Consider the following 17,048-nt stretch of genomic DNA (forward strand, 5'->3'; position numbering starts at 1 on the left):
CTGATGCCGGAGAGCGACCTCGGGCAGCTCAGCACGCTGCTCGTCTACGGCGCGATGGCCGCCTACACGGTGGCCGGGCTGGGCTTCGCCGTCGACCTGTCGGGGCTGCGTGACCGCGGCCCGGCCGGCCGGCGCCGCCGCGCCGTCGGGATCGCGATGTCGACCACCTGGGTGGCGGCGGGTCTGCACCTGGCTGGCCTCCTCGTGCGGGCGGTGGCCGCGGGCCGGGTGCCGTGGGCGAACATGTACGAGTTCTCCTGTCGACCTTCATCGCCGTCGCGGTGTTCCTCGGTCTCCAGCGCGGCCGGGACCTGCGCGTGCTCGGCACCTTCGTCACAGGGCCCGTCCTGCTCTCGGCGTCGCGGTGTCGGTGCTCTACGTCAAGGCGGACGGCGTCCAGCCCGCCCTCGCCAGCTACTGGCTGGTCATCCACGTCTCCATCGCCACGATCGCGTCCGGGATCCTGGCCGTCGCCGCGGTGCTCTCGCTGCTCCAACTCGTGCAGGAACGCGCGGAGCTGCGGCGGGCCGGGGCCGGTGACGCCGGGCCCGGCCTCGACGCCGTCCCGGGCGATGCCGCCGGGGCCCAGGGCGAGGAGGGCGCGCCCCTGGCCGGCACGGCGGCGGCCGGCGGGGTGAGCACGGTGGGGGCCCCTGCCGCCACGCGGACGGGTTTGTGGGGCCGGCTGCTGGAGTCCCTGCCGGTGTCCGGCGAGCTCGAGCGGCTATCCTTCCGCCTCAACGCGGTCGGGTTCATGCTGTGGACGTTCACCATCATCGCCGGCGCGATCTGGGCCGAGCACCTGGGGTCGGCCGTGGGGCTGGGATCCCAAGGAGGTGTGGTCGTTCGTCGTGTGGGTGATCTACGCCGCGTACCTCCACGCCCGCGCCACCGGCGGCTGGGAGGGCCGGCGCTCCGCCTACCTCTCGCCGGCCGGCTCCGCGGCGATCCTCGTGAACTACTTCGTCGTCAACCTCGTCCTCACCGGCCTGCACTCCTACAGCGGGATCGGCTGACCTCCAGCGGACTCGGCTGAGCTGCGGACTCGGCTGAGGTGCGGTGCCGCGGGCTGACCCGCGTCCGCGGCTGGGCTGCGTCAGGCTCGGCTGACGTGCGGGGCCTCACCTGCAGCGAACTCCGCTGAGCAGCCGGACCGGCGTCACTCCCGGGGTCAGGCCTGACGGGGCGGTTGCGCGGGGATCAGGCCTGGCGGGGTGGCTGCGCCCCGGCGTCGCCATCCTCGACGTCCCGGCCCGCCTGCGGCTCGGTGCCGCCGTGGGCGGCCTCGTCGGGGGAGTGGGGCGCGTCGTCCGGCGAGGTGGGGACCTCGTCGGGGGACCGGGGCGGACGTGCGTCGCTGTCCGTGACCGGTCCACCCGCGCGGCCTGCGGCCCCCTTCGCCCTGCGCTCACGCTCGCGGCGACGCCGCTCTGCCTCGAGCCGGGCGAGGAACTCCGGGTCGTCGTCGGGCGCGACGGGCCCGCGCGGACCGCGGGGGCCGCGGGGGGACGGGCGACCGGGTCCGCGTCCGGGCGACGGCGGGGAGGTGCGTCCGCCGCGGGCGAACCTGCTCACGGCGAGCCAGGCCAGGGCGCCGAGGCCCGGGAAGACGAGGATGAGGACGGCCCACAGGACCTTCGGGATGCCCACGGGCATGGAGTCCTCGGGCGTGCGCACGCAGTCGATGAAGGCGTACACCACCAGTGCCACGAGGAGAACGACGGGAACGATCCTGGCCATCCACCAAGGGTAGTCGGCGCGGCGTCCCGGTGCCGGATCGGGGGACCCAGCCGCACAGACCGGGCGGCCCCGTCGGCGTCACGGGCTCCGGCGCCGCCGTACCCTGGGTGGGTGCGTCTGGTCGTCTACTCCCTGCTACGCCTGCTCATGGTTCTCGCTGCCGCCGGCGTGCTCTACCTCGTCGGGCTGCGGTCGTGGGCCCTGTGGGCCGCTGCGATCGTGGTCGCCGCCCTCGTGTCCTACGTGGTCCTCGGGCGTCAACGCGCCGCCGCGGCGGCCGTCCTGGCTGCGCACGACCCCACCCGAGGCGCCACCGACCGGCTCGCTCGCGCGGGGGAGTCCGACGCCGCGTACGAGGACTCGGTCCTCGACGCCGAGCCGCCCGTCACCCCAGAGCGCTGAGAGCCAGACCGAGCCCGAGCAGCACCCCGTACGCGAGCTCGAGCAGCCCGGTGTCGCGCAGGACCACGATGAGGTCGCGGCCCGCGGCGCCGCCGAGGACGACCCGGGACAGGCGAACCACCCACGGCAGAAGGACGAGCACGAGCAGCGCCCACGGCGAGACCGTCGCGGCGAGGACGCCGAGCACGACGGGCAGGGCGATCATCGCCACGTACGTCAGGCGCGACCGGTGGTCCCCGAGCAGCACCGCGAGCGTGGTCTTGCCGACCTGGGAGTCCGTGGGGATGTCACGGATGTTGTTGACCATGAGCAGCGCGCACGCGATGAGGCCGACGCCCGCGGCGCCCGCCCACGCCGTCCAGGGCAGGCTGCCGGCCTGGGTCCACAGCGTGCCCAGGGTCGCCATGAGCCCGAAGAACAGGAACACCCCCACCTCGCCGAGGCCGAGGTAGCCGTACGGACGGCTCCCGCCGGTGTACCCCCACGCGGCGGCGATGGCCAGCACGCCCAGCGCGAGCAGCCACCACGCCCCGGAGACCGCCACCAGCACCAGACCGAGGAGCGCCCCGACGGCGAGCGCGAGGATCGCGGCCCGCTTGACGGTGGCGGGGCTCGCCTTGCCCCCGCCGGTCAGCCGCGGCGGGCCGGTGCGGACGTCGTCCGTCCCGCGCACGCCGTCGGAGTAGTCGTTCGCGAAGTTCACGCCCACCTGGAGCGTCAGGGCCACGCCGGCCGCGAGGAGCGCCCGCACCGGTGATGCGGCGCCCAGCCCGACGGCGGCGCCGGTCCCCAGCACGACAGGGGCGACGGCGGCGGGCAGGGTGCGCAGCCGGGCGCCCTCGAGCCAGTCGGAGAGGGTGGCCATGGAGCTCCGTCGTCGTGGGCTCGCGCGGGTCGCGAGCGGACGGCTCAGGATATCGGTCGGTCGGCGCCGCCCGAGTGTGGGTCGCCGGCACGCCATTCGACGCCGTGCTGTTCGACGCCGTGCCGTTCGACGCCGTGCCGTCCGGGTTCGGCCAACGCCTCGCGGGCCAGCCTGGCGACCGTCAGCCGGTCGACCTTGCCCGGACCACGAAGCGGCAGGGCGTCGACGCGCACGAGGGCGCGCGGGGCGTGCGCCGCGCCGAGCTCCGCGGACACCGCCGCCCGCAGCTCGGCGAGGCTGCCGCCGCCGGCGGTGGTGACCGCGGTGACCAGCTCGCCCCACTCGTGGTCCGGCACGCCGACGACGACCACGCCCGGTCCGGCCAACCGCTCGACGGCCGTCGGGGAGACCTTCACGCCGCCGGTATTGATGAGGTCGTCGACCCTGCCGAGCACGGTGAGGCGCACGCCCCGCGGCCCGTGGTCCAGCCGGCCGCGGTCGGACGTGCGCAGCCACCGCTCCCCGGCCTCGACGGCGAAGGGGCCGCCGTCGGGGTCGTCGAGGTACCCGCTCGCGAGCATCGCGCCGGCGATCTCCACGCGCCCGTCCGCCGTGGTGCGCACCCGGACACCGGGGAGCGGTACGCCGTCGTACACGCACCCGCCGCCGGTCTCGGTCATGCCGTACGTGGTCACCACCCTCAGGCCGGCCGCGCGGGCCTGGGCGAGCGTGGCCGGTGGGGTCGCGGCGCCGCCCACGAGGATGGCGGCGACGCGACGCAGCGACCTCACGGCACCGGGTCCGGCGTCGAGCACCCGCACGAGCTGGGTCGGGACCAGCGAGAGGTAGCGAGGCGCGTCGTCGGGCATCGTGGCGACGGCCTCGGCCAGGGCGGCGGGGTCGAAACCGGCGGAGGTGTCGAGCAGGACGGGGGGCGTGCCGGCGACGACGGAGCGCACGAGGACCTGGAGGCCGGCGACGTGGTGGGCCGGGACCGCGAGCACCCAGCGTCCCGGTCCGCCGAGCCGTTCGTGGGTGGCGCGGGCCGAGGCGACGAGCGCCGCCGCGCTGAGTGCCACGAGGTGACCGGTACCGGTCGTCGAGCCCGACGTCCGCAGGATCACCGCCGTCCCAGCGGGGACGTCGGTCCGGAGGCGCGCGGCGATGGCCCCGAGAGGGTCGTTCACGGTCGGGTCGTGCGGCACCAGCACGCTCGAGCCGTCGACGCCGTCGACGCCGTCGACGCCGTCGACGCGGTCGACCTCCCCGGCGTGGCTGTCCGCCGGGGCGGGGACCGCGGCTTCGCCCGGGACCACGACGCCGCGGAGCCGGGACTCCAGCGCACGTCGCAGCCCGGAGACGACGGCGGGATCCCGCCCGCCGGGGACGGCGACGAGCCGCGCACCGGTGCGAACGGCCGACGCGCCAGGCTCCGAGGTCACCCTGCCAGCCTAGGTCCGACGACTAGCCTGGAGCCGGACCTGGCGGGAGCGGGATCCGACCAGGCGGAGGAGCGGGCACATGTGGGGCAGGACGCGCGGCTGGGCGGTGCGCCGCTCCCGGATGGCCGTCGTCGCGGCGTTCGTCGCGTCCGTGGCGGCGTGCACCACCTCGACGCCACCGACGACGCCGGAGCCGGCTCCCACGACAGCATCGCCCACACCGCTGCCCAGCTGGTCGGCCGGTTCGAAGGACCGGCTGCCGCCCGTCCCGCCCTCCTGGCCGCTGACCGGCCGGGTCGACGAGATCGAGCCCCGGCCCGCCCTGAGCATCAAGGTCGAGAACCATGCCGCAGCCAGGCCGCAGTCCGGCCTCGAGGACGCGGACGTCGTCTGGGAGGAGCTCGTCGAGGGCGGGCTCACACGGTTCAACGCGGTCTACCACTCGGTGGTCCCCGACGTCGTCGGACCGATCCGGTCGGTCCGCCCCATGGATGCCGCCATCTCGGGTCCCTACGGCGGGCTGCTGGTGTTCTCCGGCGGCCAGGAGCAGTACATCGACATGGTGCGCGACGTGGGCCTGCAGCTCATCATCGACGACGACGAGGACCCGGGGTTCTTCCGCAGCACCGACCGCGTCATCCCGCACAACCTCTACGGCAGCGGCGCGGACCTCCTCGACCAGGCGGACGACGACCACTCGAAGCCGCCCGACCGCCAGCTCCGCTTCGCCGAAGACCTGGCCACCGCGAGCGCCGTTGCCGGCGGGGCGGCGGCGAGCCGGCTGGACCTGTCCTTCCCGAGCACCTCACCCGGCTGGGAGTGGGCTCCGGCCGGCGACGGGGCGTGGCGGCGGGAGGAGTTCGGCCTCCCGCAGTCCTCCGCCGACGGCGACCCGCTGCTCGCCGTCAACGTCGTCGTGCTCCGCGTCCAGGTGGTGATGACCGGGGCGCGCGACGCCGCCGGGGCGCCCGTGCCGGAGACCATCCTGGAGGGCGAGGGGCCCGCGCTGCTCGCGACCGGCGGGAAGGTGGTGGAGGGCTCCTGGGCCAAGGAGGGCGCTCTGGAACCGCTCCGCCTGCTGGGCGAGGACGGCGAGGACCTCCTGCTCGCGCCGGGCAACACCTGGATCGAGCTGGTGCCGGTCGAGGACGGCGCGGTCTCCTACCGCTGACGCGGCGTCAGGGCCGGCCGCGGTCCCAGTCCCTGCCGGCGCCGAACGTGCGGGCACGCGCCTTGTCGGCAGCGAGGATGCCGTGCTTCACGGCCAGCCGGATGATCCAGTAGGTGATCAGCAGGCCGAGCAGGGCAGGCAGCACGACGACGGCGAGCGTGGCGAGCCCGAACCACTCGGTCGCGGCAGGCAGGAGCGGGTCGGAGCCCATCAGCACCATTTGACGTTGCCCTTCGGCCGAAACGATGGAACGAGCGAGAGCCTAGTTCGTCCACTCAGTAGTAGTAGGGGAACGCTGACCAGTCGGGTTCGCGCCGCTCGAGGAACGCGTCGCGGCCCTCCACCGCCTCGTCGGTCATGTATGCCATGCGGGTGGCCTCGCCCGCGAACACCTGCTGGCCCGCGAGGCCGTCGTCGGCGAGGTTGAACGCGAACTTGAGCATCCGGATCGCCTGGGGCGACTTCGTCGCCACGATGCGGGCGTACTCCAGCGCGAGCCCCTCGAGATCCTCGTGATCGGCAACCTCGTTGACGACGCCCCAGCGCTCGGCGTCCTCGGCGGAGTACTCGCGGGCGAGGAAGAAGATCTCGCGGGCGCGCTTGTCGCCGATCTGCCGCGCGAGGAGGGCCGAGCCGTAGCCGGCGTCGAAGGACCCGACGTTGGCGTCGGTCTGCTTGAACCGCGCGTGCTGACGGGAGGCGATGGAGAGGTCGGCGACGACGTTGAGGCTGTGACCCCCGCCGGCCGCCCAGCCGTTGACCGCTGCGATCACGACCTTGGGCATGGTGCGGATGAGCCGCTGGACCTCGAGGATGTGCAGGCGCCCGGCGCGGGCCGGGTCGATCTGCTCGCGTCGCCGCTCCGTCGGTGCCTCGTCGTCGGCGCCCTCGGTCTCGTAGCGGTACCCGTCCCGGCCGCGGATGCGCTGGTCCCCGCCCGAGCAGAAGGACCACACCCCGTCCTTCGGGCTCGGACCGTTCCCGGTGAGGATGACGGCCGCGACGTCGGAGGTCATCCGGGCGTGGTCGAGGGCGCGGTAGAGCTCGTCGACGGTGTGGGGGCGGAAGGCGTTGCGCACCTCGGGCCGATCGAACGCGATCCGCACGGCGGGCAGGTCGCGCTCGGTGGTCAGCCCGTCGGACGCCGTCGTCCGCTCCACCGCCCGGTGGTACGTGACGTCGGTGAGCTCGAAGCCCTCGACGTCGCGCCAGAGAGTGGGGTCGAACGTCTCGGACACACGCTGGGGAAGATCGCTCACGCCATCACCCTAATCCGGGCCGACCGGCACCTGACGGCGGCGACGCCAGTCCGCTCTCGTACGGGCGGAGCGTCAGTACGGCGGGGGACCGTCGTACCGCACTCGTCCCGGCGGGACGGGGACCGCGTCGGGGTCGGAGGTGTCGGTCACCCAGCCGAGGTAGGTGGTGGTGCCGTCCACCTCCCGGCGGTACGTGTGACCTGTGGTGCGCGAGATCCACTCGAAGATCCCGCCTGGTCGCTGCCGGACCCAGAAGTACCCCAGCGTCTTGAGCTCGTGGTCGATCTCGCACCCGGGGCCGAGGTTGGTGAGTGCGGTCGACCCACCCTGGGAGAAAGGCCGGTTGTGGTCGAGCTGGCAGCCGCCGGCCCGCGCGGAGCATCCCGGTCGGAAGCACGTCCGGTCCCGGGCGCGAACGATCCGCGCCAGATCGGCGGGCACCCGGTACCGGCTCTGCCCCACGTCCAGCACCACCCCGCTGAGCGGGTCGGTGACGAGGCGTCGCCAGGTCCCTCCCAGGGCGAGCGCCCGGGCCGTGACGGCGTCGATCGGCCCGTGACCGTCGAGGTCGGCCGGTTCGTCACCTCCGAGAAGGGTGCTCAGCGGGACGGTGACGTTGATCTGCACCGGGACCCCGCCCACTGCGGCGAGCCGTACGCCCGTGGGCAGGGACGCAGCGCCGTCGAGAGCGCCGAGGTCGGGGCCCTCCTCCGGGCCCCTCGCGCCGTCGTCGACCGCCGTCGGTGGAGGATCGGCGAATCGTCCGGACTCCGACAGCGGGAGGGCCGGCTGGACCGGGATCTGGCCGAACCAGCCAGTCCGCAGGGCATCGGTCCCGACGCCGGTCAGCAGGTCCGCCCGCAGCTGGTCGATGGTGCGTTTGTCCCCGGCCGCGCGCAGCGACCGCGCCGCGGAGTCGAGCGCGAGGTCGAGGGCGACACCGTCCGCGGCCGGCGCCACGAGGTAGGTGCCCACCATGCCGTCCGGCAGCGGCCGGGGGTGGGTGACGCAGCGACGGGCCTTCGCCGCCTGGTGCCGTTGCTGAGCGCCGTGAGGGTCGAGGCGCAGCAGTGCGTCGGTGAGGTCGTTCTGGAGCTGCCGGTGCGTGCGACGACCGGCCCGGGGGAGCACCTCGTCCTCGACCGCCGCGGTGAGCGGGAACGCCTTGCCGTCCAGTGCCGCGGCGATGATCTCGGCCTTGCGCTGGTCGATCTCTCCGCGTTCGAGGGCCTGCCCGGTCGCGCACAGCTGTCCCTCGAGCAGCACCCCGGTGCGGATGATGACCGCGGCTGCCCGGCGCGACATGCCCAGACGCATGCAGAGCTCCGTCGCGGCCACCGGAAGCGGGTTGCCCTTGCTGTCGCGGTGCAGGTTGCCCGCCGCCCCGTACTTCTCCTCGATCTTGCGCTCGAGAGAGGCCGCCGCGCGACCACGCTGTGCTTCGGCGAAGGACACCACCGCGGACCACAGCTCGACAGCGTCGACCAGTGCCGCCTCGCTGAGCTCGTCGGGATCGATCGCGTCGAGCGCCAGCGCGAGGCTGAGTCCTCTCAGCTCGCGCGCGTGCTCGAGCGGATCGGAGCCGGGTTCGGTGATCGCGTCGGCTGTGGGGTCCGCGGTGGGCTCGGTGCGGTCGCCGGCGGCGTCGGTCGTGCGGTTGGCAGTAGGGCCCGTAGCCGCGTCGGTCGTGTTGTCGGTCGGGCGACCGGCGGCAGGATCGGCGCCGACCTCGCCGACGGTCGTGCGAGGTCCCCGGCCGGGCGTGGGTGCCTCGCCCGACTCGGCGTCGTCGTCGGGCATCAACAGTGTCCAGAGAGCCGCCTCGATGTCGCTGAACGGCTCGGGGTCCCGAAGAGGAACCACCACCTCCACCCGGAGGTCGGCCGTCGCCGGGTGGAGCGTGTAGCTGCTCCGGAACGGCGGTTCCGCGGCATCGTCGAACATGAGTGCGACTCTAGGGCGGGGGTCTGACATCGGGCGGGGGTCATTACCGCGGGTGCGGCCGATGGTCGGCCCGGGCGCTCCTATTGTGGCCACCATGCGCGCCCTCCTCACCTCCGAGCCCGTGGTGTGGTCCACCCCGCTCCGCACCCGCTTCCGCGGCCTCGACGTCCGCGACGGCGTGCTGGTCCGCGGCGACGCGGGCTGGGGAGAGATATCCCCGTTCTGGGACTACGGCGCCAGGGAGTCCGCCGTGTGGCTGCGGGCCGGCCTCGAGGCGGCGGAGGAGGGATGGCCCGCCCCCGTGCGGACGAGCATCCCCGTCAACGTGACGGTGCCGGCCGTCGGACCCGAGGCGGCGGCACGGATCGTCCGCTCCTCCGGTGGGTGCACGACGGCGAAGGTCAAGGTCGCCGAGCCCGGTCAGAGCGTGGTGGAGGAGGAGGCCCGGCTGGAGGCGGTCCGCGACGCCCTGGGCCCCGGCGGCCGGATCCGCATCGACGCCAACGGGGCGTGGGACGTCGAGACGGCCCTGGCCCGTCTCGCCCGGCTGGACCGCGCCGCGGGCGGCCTGGAGTACGTCGAGCAGCCGTGTCCCACCGTCGAGGAGCTCGCCGCGGTCCGGCGCCGTACGGACGTCCCGGTGGCGGCGGACGAGTCGATCCGCCGCGCCGAGGACCCCATCGAGGTGCGACGGCTGGCGGCGGCGGACATCGTCGTCCTCAAGGTCCAGCCCCTCGGCGGGGTCCGCGCGTGCCTCCGGCTCGCCGAGCGGGTCGGGCTGCCCGTGGTGGTCAGCTCCGCCCTGGAGAGCTCGGTCGGCATCGCGGCGGGCCTCGCGCTCGCGGCGGCCCTGCCCGAGCTGTCGTACGCCTGCGGACTGGCAACGGTCCACCTCCTCGAGCGGGACACGGTCGACGAGCCGCTGCTCCCGGTCGACGGCGCGATAGCCGTGCATCGGCCCGAACCGACGGAGCGCTCCCTCGCCGCGGTCCGCGCGTCCGACGCGACGGCCGCCCGGTGGTCGGAGCGCCTGGACGCCATGGTGACGGCGGGGGAGCGGGCGTGAGCGCCGTGGAGCCCTCGACCGCGACCGCACGCGAGCTCGTCACCGCGCTCGTCGCCGGCGGCGTGCGCGACGTCGTCCTGTCCCCGGGCTCGCGGAGCGCGCCGCTCGCCTACGCCCTGCAGTCGGCTGCCCGCGCCGGCTGGCTGACCCTGCACGTGCGGATCGACGAGCGGTCCGCCGGGTTCGTCGCACTCGGGCTGGCACGTTCGGGCCACCCTCTGGGGGAGGACTGGCGGGGCGCCGGCGGCCCCGGGCCAGTACGTTCGGGCCCCGCGGCGCAGGACGGCGGCTCAGAGCCGCGCCCGGTCGCCGTCGTGACGACGTCGGGCACGGCGGTGGCCAACCTCCACCCCGCGGTCCTCGAGGCCGCGCACGCGCACGTGCCGCTCGTCGTCGTGAGCGCCGACCGTCCGCACGAGATGCGCGGGACAGGGGCGAACCAGACCACCGACCAGGTGGGGATCTTCGCCGGTGTCCCACGGTTCTCGGCCGACATCCCTGCCGGGACGCGCGGTGGGACCCTGCTGACCCAGGTGGTCACCCGGGCCCTCGCTGCGGCTACCGGCGCCCGGAGCAACGACCCCGGACCCGTCCACCTCAACGTCGCACTGCGGGACCCGCTCGCACCCGCGGCCCCGTGGGCGCCCGGCCCCGTGCCCGCGGCGCGGCGTGTCGTGGCGCCGGTCGGAGCGCCCGCCGCGACGGACCTGGCCGTCGGGCCGCGGACGGTCGTCCTCGCCGGGGACGGCGCAGGACCCGGCGCCCGGGTTCTCGCCGAGGAGGCCGGCTGGCCGCTGCTGGCCGAGCCGAGCTCCGGCGCCCGCTCGGGGCGCAACGCGGTCGGTCCCTACCGTCTCCTCCTGGACGAGGCGCGCCTGGGCGGAGCGATCGAGCGGGTGGTCGTCATGGGCCACCCCACGCTCTCGCGGCCCGTGAGCAGACTCCTGGCCAGGGAAGACCTGGAGGTTGTCGTCGTCGCACCGGCCGGGGCCTGGACCGACGTGGCAGGAACGGCGACGACGGTCGTCGGTGGCGTGCGGACGCCCGGGGCGCTCGCGGGGATGGCGGGCGCCCCGGGCGACGCCGGCGAGTGGCTCGGTCGGTGGCGGCGCGCGGGTGAGCTCGCGCACACCGCCGTCGACGCCCTGCTCGACGACACCCGCCAGGTCGACGGACTGGTGCTGGCGCAGGCGGTGGCCGCGGCCTCGGACTCCCCGGGAGCGCCGCTGCTGGTCCTCGGCTCGTCCAACACCATCCGCGACGTCGACCTCGTCGCCCGGCCCTGGGACGGCCCGGTCGTGCCGCTCGCGAACCGCGGGCTGGCCGGCATCGACGGGACCGTCTCGACGGCGACCGGCCTCGCGCTCGGCACGGGACGTCCCGTGCGGGCGGTGATGGGTGACCTCACCTTCCTCCACGACGCCGGTGGCCTGCTGCGCGGCACGCTCGAGCCAGAGGTGGATCTCCAGGTCGTCGTGCTCAATGACGGCGGCGGCGGGATCTTCAGCACGCTCGAGCACGGCGCGCCGGGCCGGGCGGGGGAGTTCGAACGGATCTTCGGCACCCCGCAGCACGCCGACCTCGCCGCGCTCGCAGCCGGGTACGGCGCTGCCTACTCCCTCGTCGGGAGCACCGAGGAGCTGCAGCACGTGCTGGGTGCACCGGTCCGCGGTCGGTCGGTGGTGGAGGTCCGGACCTCGCGCGCACACCTGCGCGACCGGCGGGCGGCCGTCGCCGAGGCGGTCCGGGACGCGGTCGCAGCGGTCTGACCGCCGCCGAGAGGTGCATGCAGGAAACTCCCAGGTTCTGCCAAGGCGCCGACAAGGTCGAGGCGTTCTCATGGTCACCGGACGAACGAGACGGAGGAACCATGAGCAACGACGAGCGCACACCGGCCCGGCCGGAGGACCAGTCCCGTTGGACGGCGCCGAACCGCGAGAACGGCTGGACCGCCGAGCGCCCGCCCGCGCCCGCCGACGGCGCCGAGGCGCCCTTCGGGTACGAGCGCGCGGGGCGCCCCTGGCGCGACGGTCAGGACACCGTCAACGGCCCCACCACCCGGACCGGCGCGTTCGCCGAAGGGTCCCACGACGACGGCGAGGCCGCCGGCCGGCCGCACGGGGCCGCGCCGCACACGACCACGCCGCACACGACCACGCCGTACGCCGCCACGCCGTACGGCGCCCCGCCGTACGCCGGGCGCCCGTACGGGACCCCTCAGCGGGACGGCCGGCCGTACGGGGGAAACCCCCCGGGCCAGCCCTACGGCCCGACCCACGAGATGCCGGCTGCCCTCGGTGGGAACACCGGACGGCCGGCCGACTTCGGACGGCCGGGCGACTCCGACCGGCGCGGCACCCGCCGCCCCGGCTGGGGTGCGCTCGTCGGCACCGCTGCCGCCACCGCCCTCGTCGTGAGCCTCGGCACGGCGGGGATCACCGGTGCCTTCGACGAGGAGGCGAGACCCGCCGCGAGCACCTCCGTGACCGACAGCGCCGCCCGGGGTGAGCCGGTCGTGACGTCGACGACGGACGACCCCGACTGGGCGAACGTGGCAGCCGCCGTCCGTCCCAGCGTGGTCGCGATCGACGTGCGGACCGCCTCCGGGGAGGGGGCCGGCTCCGGCGTCGTGCTGGACGAGGAGGGGCACATCCTCACCAACGACCACGTCGTGGGGGACGCCCTCGACGGCGGCATCGTCGTCACCCTCGCCGACGGGCGCATGTACGAGGCGGAGATCTCGGGCCTCGACGACTCCACCGACCTCGCCGTCATCACCCTCACCGACCCGCCGGACGACCTGGCGCCGGCCACCCTGGGCGACTCCGACGAGGTCGTGGTGGGCGACCCGGTCGTCGCCGTCGGCAACCCGCTCGGGCTCAGCTCCACGGTCACGACCGGCATCGTCTCGGCCCTGGACCGACCGGTGACGACGAGCGAGCAGTCCCAGCAGCCCGGTCAGCAGGGCACGACCGTGGTGACGAACGCCATCCAGGTCGACGCCGCGATCAACCCGGGCAACTCCGGCGGCCCGCTGTTCGACGCCACGGGCCGGGTCATCGGGATCAACAGCTCGATCGCCGCGATGTCCGGCGCCGCCGGCGGCTCCTCCGGCAGCATCGGGCTGGGCTTCGCCATCCCGGTCAACCTGGCCCGACAGGTCTCCGACCAGCTCATCGCCAACGGCGTCGCCGAGCACGCCTACCTCGGCGTCTCGATGTCGGACGGCACGGCGAGCACCGGCGAGGTCACCCGCACAGGCGCGCGGGTCGAGACCGTCCAGCCGAGCACGCCGGCCGAGTCGGCCGGGCTGCAGGTGGGCGACGTCATCACCGCGATCGACGGCGACCCGGTCGGTGGCGCCGAGTCCCTCACGGGCTACATCCGTCAGTACGCCAGCGGCGACGACGTCACGCTCACCGTCGTCCGCGACGGCGAGGAGACCGAGGTCAGCGCCACGCTCGCCACCCGCGAGGACCAGCTCTGACCGACGGGCCCGGCGCGTCGCGCGCCGGGCCGGTGGCTCGGCGTGAGCCCGCCGGAGCTCGGGGAGTGTGCGGCGCGGGTCAGACGAGCGCCTCGCGCATGGGCTGGAGCTTCGCCTCCGACTCGGCCAGCTCGGCGGCCGGGTCGGAGGCCGCCACCACCCCGCAGCCGGCGAACAGGCGGATCCGGTGGGGGTCGTCGGCGGCGATCTCGCCCGAGCGCAGCCCGATGCCCCACTCGCCGTCGCCGTCGGCCCCGATCCAGCCCACGGGCCCGGCGTACCGGCCACGGTCCATCCGCTCCGACTCGGCGAGGACGGCCAGCGCCGCGGGTGTCGGTGTCCCGCCCACGGCGGCGGTGGGGTGGAGCGCCGCGGCGAGCGCGAGCGAGGACGGCCCCGACCCGCCCGGGGTGTGGGTCCGGTAGGTGCTCGGATGACCCAGCGCCCCGTCGACGACCCCGGTGACGTCGCTGGCGAGGTGCATGACGTTGGGCAGGTGCAGGACGAAGGGCGCCTCGGGCACGTTGATGCTCGCGCAGTACGGCCGCAGCGCCCGCACGAGCGAGGCGACGGCCAGCTCGTGCTCCTCGAGGTCCTTCGACGACCGGGCGAGCTCGGCGGCGCGCCGCAGGTCGTCCGCGTCGTCGCCCGTGCGCCGGATCGTGCCGGCGAGCACCCGGCAGGCGGCCAGGCCCTTCTCCCGCCGCACGAGCAGCTCCGGCGTCGCCCCGACGAGCCGGTCGACGCTGAACGTCCAGCAGCCGGGGTACCCGGCGGCGAGCCTGCTGAGCAGGTGACGGACGTCGAGCGGCCGCTGGGCGGTGGCCACGACGTCGCGCGCCATGACGACCTTGGTGACCTCACCGGCCCGGATCCGTGCGATGACGCCGGCGACGGCGGCCGACCACTCCCGGGCGCTCAGCGCGCCGTCGGCGTAGCGCACCTCGCCGGGGGACGTGACGGGCGTGGGCGAGAGCGTGCGCGCGGTGGCGCCGACACGGGCGTGACCGACGTCGTCGACGCCCAGCTCGTCGACACCCAGCTCGTCGACACCCAGCTCGTCGACACCCAGCTCATCGGCCGCGGCACCCTCGGCGCGGACCGTGGTCAGCCAGGTCCGGCCCTCGCGCCGACCGAGCACGACCTCGGGCACCACGAGCACCCCGCCGGCCGGGGACCCTGCCGAGAAGGCGAAGGAGCCGAAGGCGACCGGACCCGTGCCGGGCAGCCGGACGCCGTCCTCGACGGTCATCGCCGAGACGGCCGCGACCCACGCCCGGTCGGCCGCGGCGATGCGGTCCGCGCCGGCCGTCTCGATCCGCAGCGCCTCGCCCCAGCCCACCACGCCCTCGCCGCGCCGGACCCACGAGAAGGTGAGCGCGGGGTCGGCGCGGGGCAGGGCGGCCAGGAGGTCCCCGACGTCGTCGATCTCCACCGTCCGCACGAACAGCTCGCGCGCCGCCGGGACGGCGCCGGGCTCGGGCGGGACGGGGCGGGGGTCGGTCGTGATCATCGCCCGCAACTCTAGGCTCCGGCGTGCGGGCGTGCCGATGGGATGATGTGCGCATGAGCCGAGCCAGCTTGGAGAAGAAGCCCCGTGAGGTCGCGGGCATGTTCGACGGCGTCGCCCCGCGCTACGACCTCACCAACGACGTCCTCTCCCTCGGGCAGGACCGGATCTGGCGGGTCGCGACGCGCAAGGCCGTCGGCGCACGTCCGGGCGACCGGGTGCTGGACCTGGCCGCCGGCACGGGCACCTCGTCGGAGGAGTACGCCGACCGCGGGATCGACGTCGTCCCCTGCGACTTCTCGACCGGGATGATGGCCGTGGGGAAGCGACGCCGGCCGGACCTGCCCTTCGTCGCCGGCGACGCGACCGCACTGCCGTTCGCCGACGAGAGCTTCGACGCCGTCACCATCTCCTTCGGGCTGCGCAACGTCGTCGACACCGACCGTGCGCTGCGCGAGATGCTCCGCGTCACCCGGCCGGGCGGTCGGCTGGTCATCTGCGAGTTCTCCCGGCCCACCTTCGCGCCCTTCCGGGCGGTGTACCACGGCTACCTCACCCAGGCGCTGCCGCGGGTGGCGTCCCTGGTGTCGTCCAACACCGACGCCTACACCTACCTGGCCGAGTCGATCGTCAGCTGGCCGGACCAGGTGGTGCTCGGCGGCATCATGCGGCGCGCAGGCTGGCACGACGTCGCCTACCGCAACCTCTCCGGCGGCATCGTCGCGCTGCACCGGGCCACGAGGCCGGCGTGACGGCGTGACGACGGCGGCCCCCGGATAGCCGAAAGCTCTGTCAGGGTGAATTCTCGTGGTGGTTGCAACACTGCTGGTCAGGTGGCCTCGGTGAGGAACTTGTCCATGGCTTCGGCCGGTGTTCGCCACTGTAGGCGTTTGCGTGGTCGGGCGTTGAGCTTGGCGGCGATGTAGTCGAGGTAGTCGGGCGGGAAGACCGAGAGGTCGCCGCCCTTGGGGAAGTACTGGCGCAGCAGGCCGTTGGTGTTCTCGTTCGTCCCTCGCTGCCACGGCGAGTGGGGGTCGCAGAAGTAGATCTGCAGCCCCGTCTCGGCGGTGACGAGCTCGTGCTTGGACATCTCGATGCCCTGGTCCCAGGTCAGGGAGCCCGCAGCGCCTTGGGCAGGGTCTGGATCTTGGCCGCCAGGGCGCTGGCAACGGTCGGTGCCGCGTGGTTCACGGGTAGGTGCAGCAGCATGGTGAACCCGGTCGTGCGCTCGACGAGCGTGCCGATCGCGGAGCCGTTGTCGTGGCCGACGATCAGGTCGCCCTCCCAGTGCCCGGGCACGGCCCGGTCCGCCGCCTCGGGCGGTCGGGCGCTGATGTGGATGTCCTCGGTGATGAAGGACCGGTTGGTGCGCCCGTCGAGGCGCTTGCGTGGTTGACGCAGGTACCGGCCGGTGCGCAGGTGTTTGGTCAGCTCACGGGTCAGCGCGCCGTGGGTCTGGAGATAGAGCGAGCGGTAGACCGCCTCGTGGCCGATGCGCATGGACTCATCCTCAGGGAAGTCCACGCGCAGGCGGTGACTGATCTGCTCCGGGGAGAAGTCCTCGGCCAGCTTGGCCTGGACGTAGGCGCGCAGCGCCTCGTTCGTCTCGACCTTCGACGGCTTGGGCCGCCGGGCCCGCTCCGCGGCCTTGGCGTGGGCGCGAGAGGCGCGGTAGCCGGTCTGCCGGGCGCCGACGTTACGAGCCAGCTCGCGGGTGATCGTCGAGGGGGAACGGCCCAGGAGCAGACCGATCCCTCGGGCCGAGACACCGCCGGCGTGCTCGAGGGAGATGACCTCCCGCTCCTCGAAGGAGAGGTAGCGGCCCGTGGGGTCTGCCAGCGACATCGGTGCCATTCCGCCAGCATCACGGAACCACCGGTGCGCCAACGTCAGGCTCGCCCCGACCGCCTCCCCGGCCGCCGCCGTCGAGACACCCCCGGCCACCAAACGCCAGAACTCCCGCTGCACCTCACGACGGACCGGAGGACGACAACCCATACGACACCTCGATTCTCAAGGTGTTGCATCCACCACGAGAACCCACCCAGGCATTGCCTGATGACATCTTCGGTGAGCGTGGTGAGCGTGGTGAGCGTGGTGAGCGTGGTGAGCGTGGTGACCGCGGTGACCGCGGTGACCGCGGTGACCGCGGCGGGCGTCAC

The 17,048-nt window shown here is 74.4% G+C and carries 13 protein-coding genes and 2 pseudogenes; 7 read left to right on the top strand and 8 right to left on the bottom strand.

Annotation, left to right across the window (positions count from 1 at the left end; translation table 11 throughout):
* Positions 1-3 precede the first annotated feature (3 nt).
* Positions 4-1,016: pseudogene (ccsB, locus tag EDD32_RS20020) on the top strand (c-type cytochrome biogenesis protein CcsB).
* 184 nt (positions 1,017-1,200) lie between these two features.
* Here the strand turns inward: ccsB and EDD32_RS09565 are convergent.
* Entirely contained in the window at positions 1,201-1,740 is a 540-nt protein-coding gene (locus tag EDD32_RS09565) for a PLD nuclease N-terminal domain-containing protein (protein WP_123916983.1), read from the bottom strand.
* A 111-nt stretch (positions 1,741-1,851) separates the two neighbouring features.
* On the opposite strand from EDD32_RS09565, the gene EDD32_RS09570 reads away from it, so the two are divergent.
* Entirely contained in the window at positions 1,852-2,142 is a 291-nt protein-coding gene (locus EDD32_RS09570) for a DUF4229 domain-containing protein (protein ID WP_246006067.1), read from the top strand.
* On the opposite strand, the gene EDD32_RS09575 is transcribed toward EDD32_RS09570, so the two are convergent.
* Positions 2,126-3,007, bottom strand: coding sequence for a 1,4-dihydroxy-2-naphthoate polyprenyltransferase (locus EDD32_RS09575; RefSeq protein ID WP_123916985.1), 882 nt, complete (start codon positions 3,005-3,007; stop codon positions 2,126-2,128). The two genes, EDD32_RS09570 and EDD32_RS09575, sit on opposite strands and share 17 nt — an antisense overlap.
* Positions 3,008-3,051: 44 nt before the next feature.
* Positions 3,052-4,449, bottom strand: coding sequence for an AMP-binding protein (locus tag EDD32_RS09580; RefSeq protein WP_246006068.1), 1,398 nt, complete (start codon positions 4,447-4,449; stop codon positions 3,052-3,054).
* Positions 4,450-4,528: 79 nt separating this feature from the next.
* Here EDD32_RS09580 and EDD32_RS09585 point away from each other — a divergent pair, with 79 nt between their 5' ends.
* Positions 4,529-5,620, top strand: coding sequence for a DUF3048 domain-containing protein (locus tag EDD32_RS09585; RefSeq protein ID WP_123916987.1), 1,092 nt, complete (start codon positions 4,529-4,531; stop codon positions 5,618-5,620).
* A gap of 7 nt (positions 5,621-5,627) precedes the next feature.
* On the opposite strand, the gene EDD32_RS09590 is transcribed toward EDD32_RS09585, so the two are convergent.
* The 3 genes from EDD32_RS09590 to EDD32_RS19145 all read right to left on the bottom strand — a co-directional run bounded on the left by EDD32_RS09590 (position 5,628) and on the right by EDD32_RS19145 (position 8,823).
* Positions 5,628-5,831, bottom strand: a complete 204-nt coding sequence (locus tag EDD32_RS09590; RefSeq protein WP_123916989.1) for a hypothetical protein — start codon at positions 5,829-5,831, stop codon at positions 5,628-5,630.
* Positions 5,832-5,895: 64 nt separating this feature from the next.
* A complete protein-coding gene (locus tag EDD32_RS09595; protein ID WP_123916991.1) occupies positions 5,896-6,879 on the bottom strand; it encodes a 1,4-dihydroxy-2-naphthoyl-CoA synthase in 984 nt (327 codons plus the stop codon).
* Positions 6,880-6,951: 72 nt separating this feature from the next.
* Complete coding sequence (locus EDD32_RS19145; protein ID WP_211338786.1) at positions 6,952-8,823, bottom strand: HNH endonuclease signature motif containing protein; 1,872 nt, start codon at positions 8,821-8,823, stop codon at positions 6,952-6,954.
* Positions 8,824-8,917: 94 nt separating this feature from the next.
* On the opposite strand from EDD32_RS19145, the gene EDD32_RS09605 reads away from it, so the two are divergent.
* From EDD32_RS09605 to EDD32_RS09615, 3 genes are all read left to right on the top strand, one after another.
* Entirely contained in the window at positions 8,918-9,889 is a 972-nt protein-coding gene (locus tag EDD32_RS09605) for an o-succinylbenzoate synthase (protein WP_123916993.1), read from the top strand.
* On the top strand, positions 9,886-11,658 hold the full coding sequence (menD, locus tag EDD32_RS09610) for a 2-succinyl-5-enolpyruvyl-6-hydroxy-3-cyclohexene-1-carboxylic-acid synthase (protein WP_211338787.1): 1,773 nt from the start codon (positions 9,886-9,888) through the stop codon (positions 11,656-11,658). The genes EDD32_RS09605 and menD overlap by 4 nt, the downstream gene beginning before the upstream one ends.
* 101 nt (positions 11,659-11,759) lie before the next feature.
* Entirely contained in the window at positions 11,760-13,376 is a 1,617-nt protein-coding gene (locus tag EDD32_RS09615; protein WP_246006069.1) for a S1C family serine protease, read from the top strand.
* A gap of 79 nt (positions 13,377-13,455) precedes the next feature.
* Here the strand turns inward: EDD32_RS09615 and EDD32_RS09620 are convergent, their stop codons facing one another.
* Positions 13,456-14,889: an isochorismate synthase gene (locus EDD32_RS09620; protein WP_123916995.1), complete on the bottom strand. Its 1,434-nt coding sequence runs from the start codon at positions 14,887-14,889 to the stop codon at positions 13,456-13,458.
* A 53-nt stretch (positions 14,890-14,942) separates the two neighbouring features.
* On the opposite strand from EDD32_RS09620, the gene EDD32_RS09625 reads away from it, so the two are divergent.
* Complete coding sequence (locus tag EDD32_RS09625; protein WP_123916997.1) at positions 14,943-15,638, top strand: demethylmenaquinone methyltransferase; 696 nt, start codon at positions 14,943-14,945, stop codon at positions 15,636-15,638.
* A gap of 92 nt (positions 15,639-15,730) precedes the next feature.
* Here EDD32_RS09625 and EDD32_RS09630 read toward each other — a convergent pair.
* A pseudogene (locus tag EDD32_RS09630) lies at positions 15,731-16,884 on the bottom strand (IS30 family transposase); the annotation flags it as partial.
* Positions 16,885-17,048 lie beyond the last annotated feature (164 nt).

Source organism: Georgenia muralis, assembly GCF_003814705.1.
Lineage (GTDB): Bacteria > Actinomycetota > Actinomycetes > Actinomycetales > Actinomycetaceae > Georgenia > Georgenia muralis.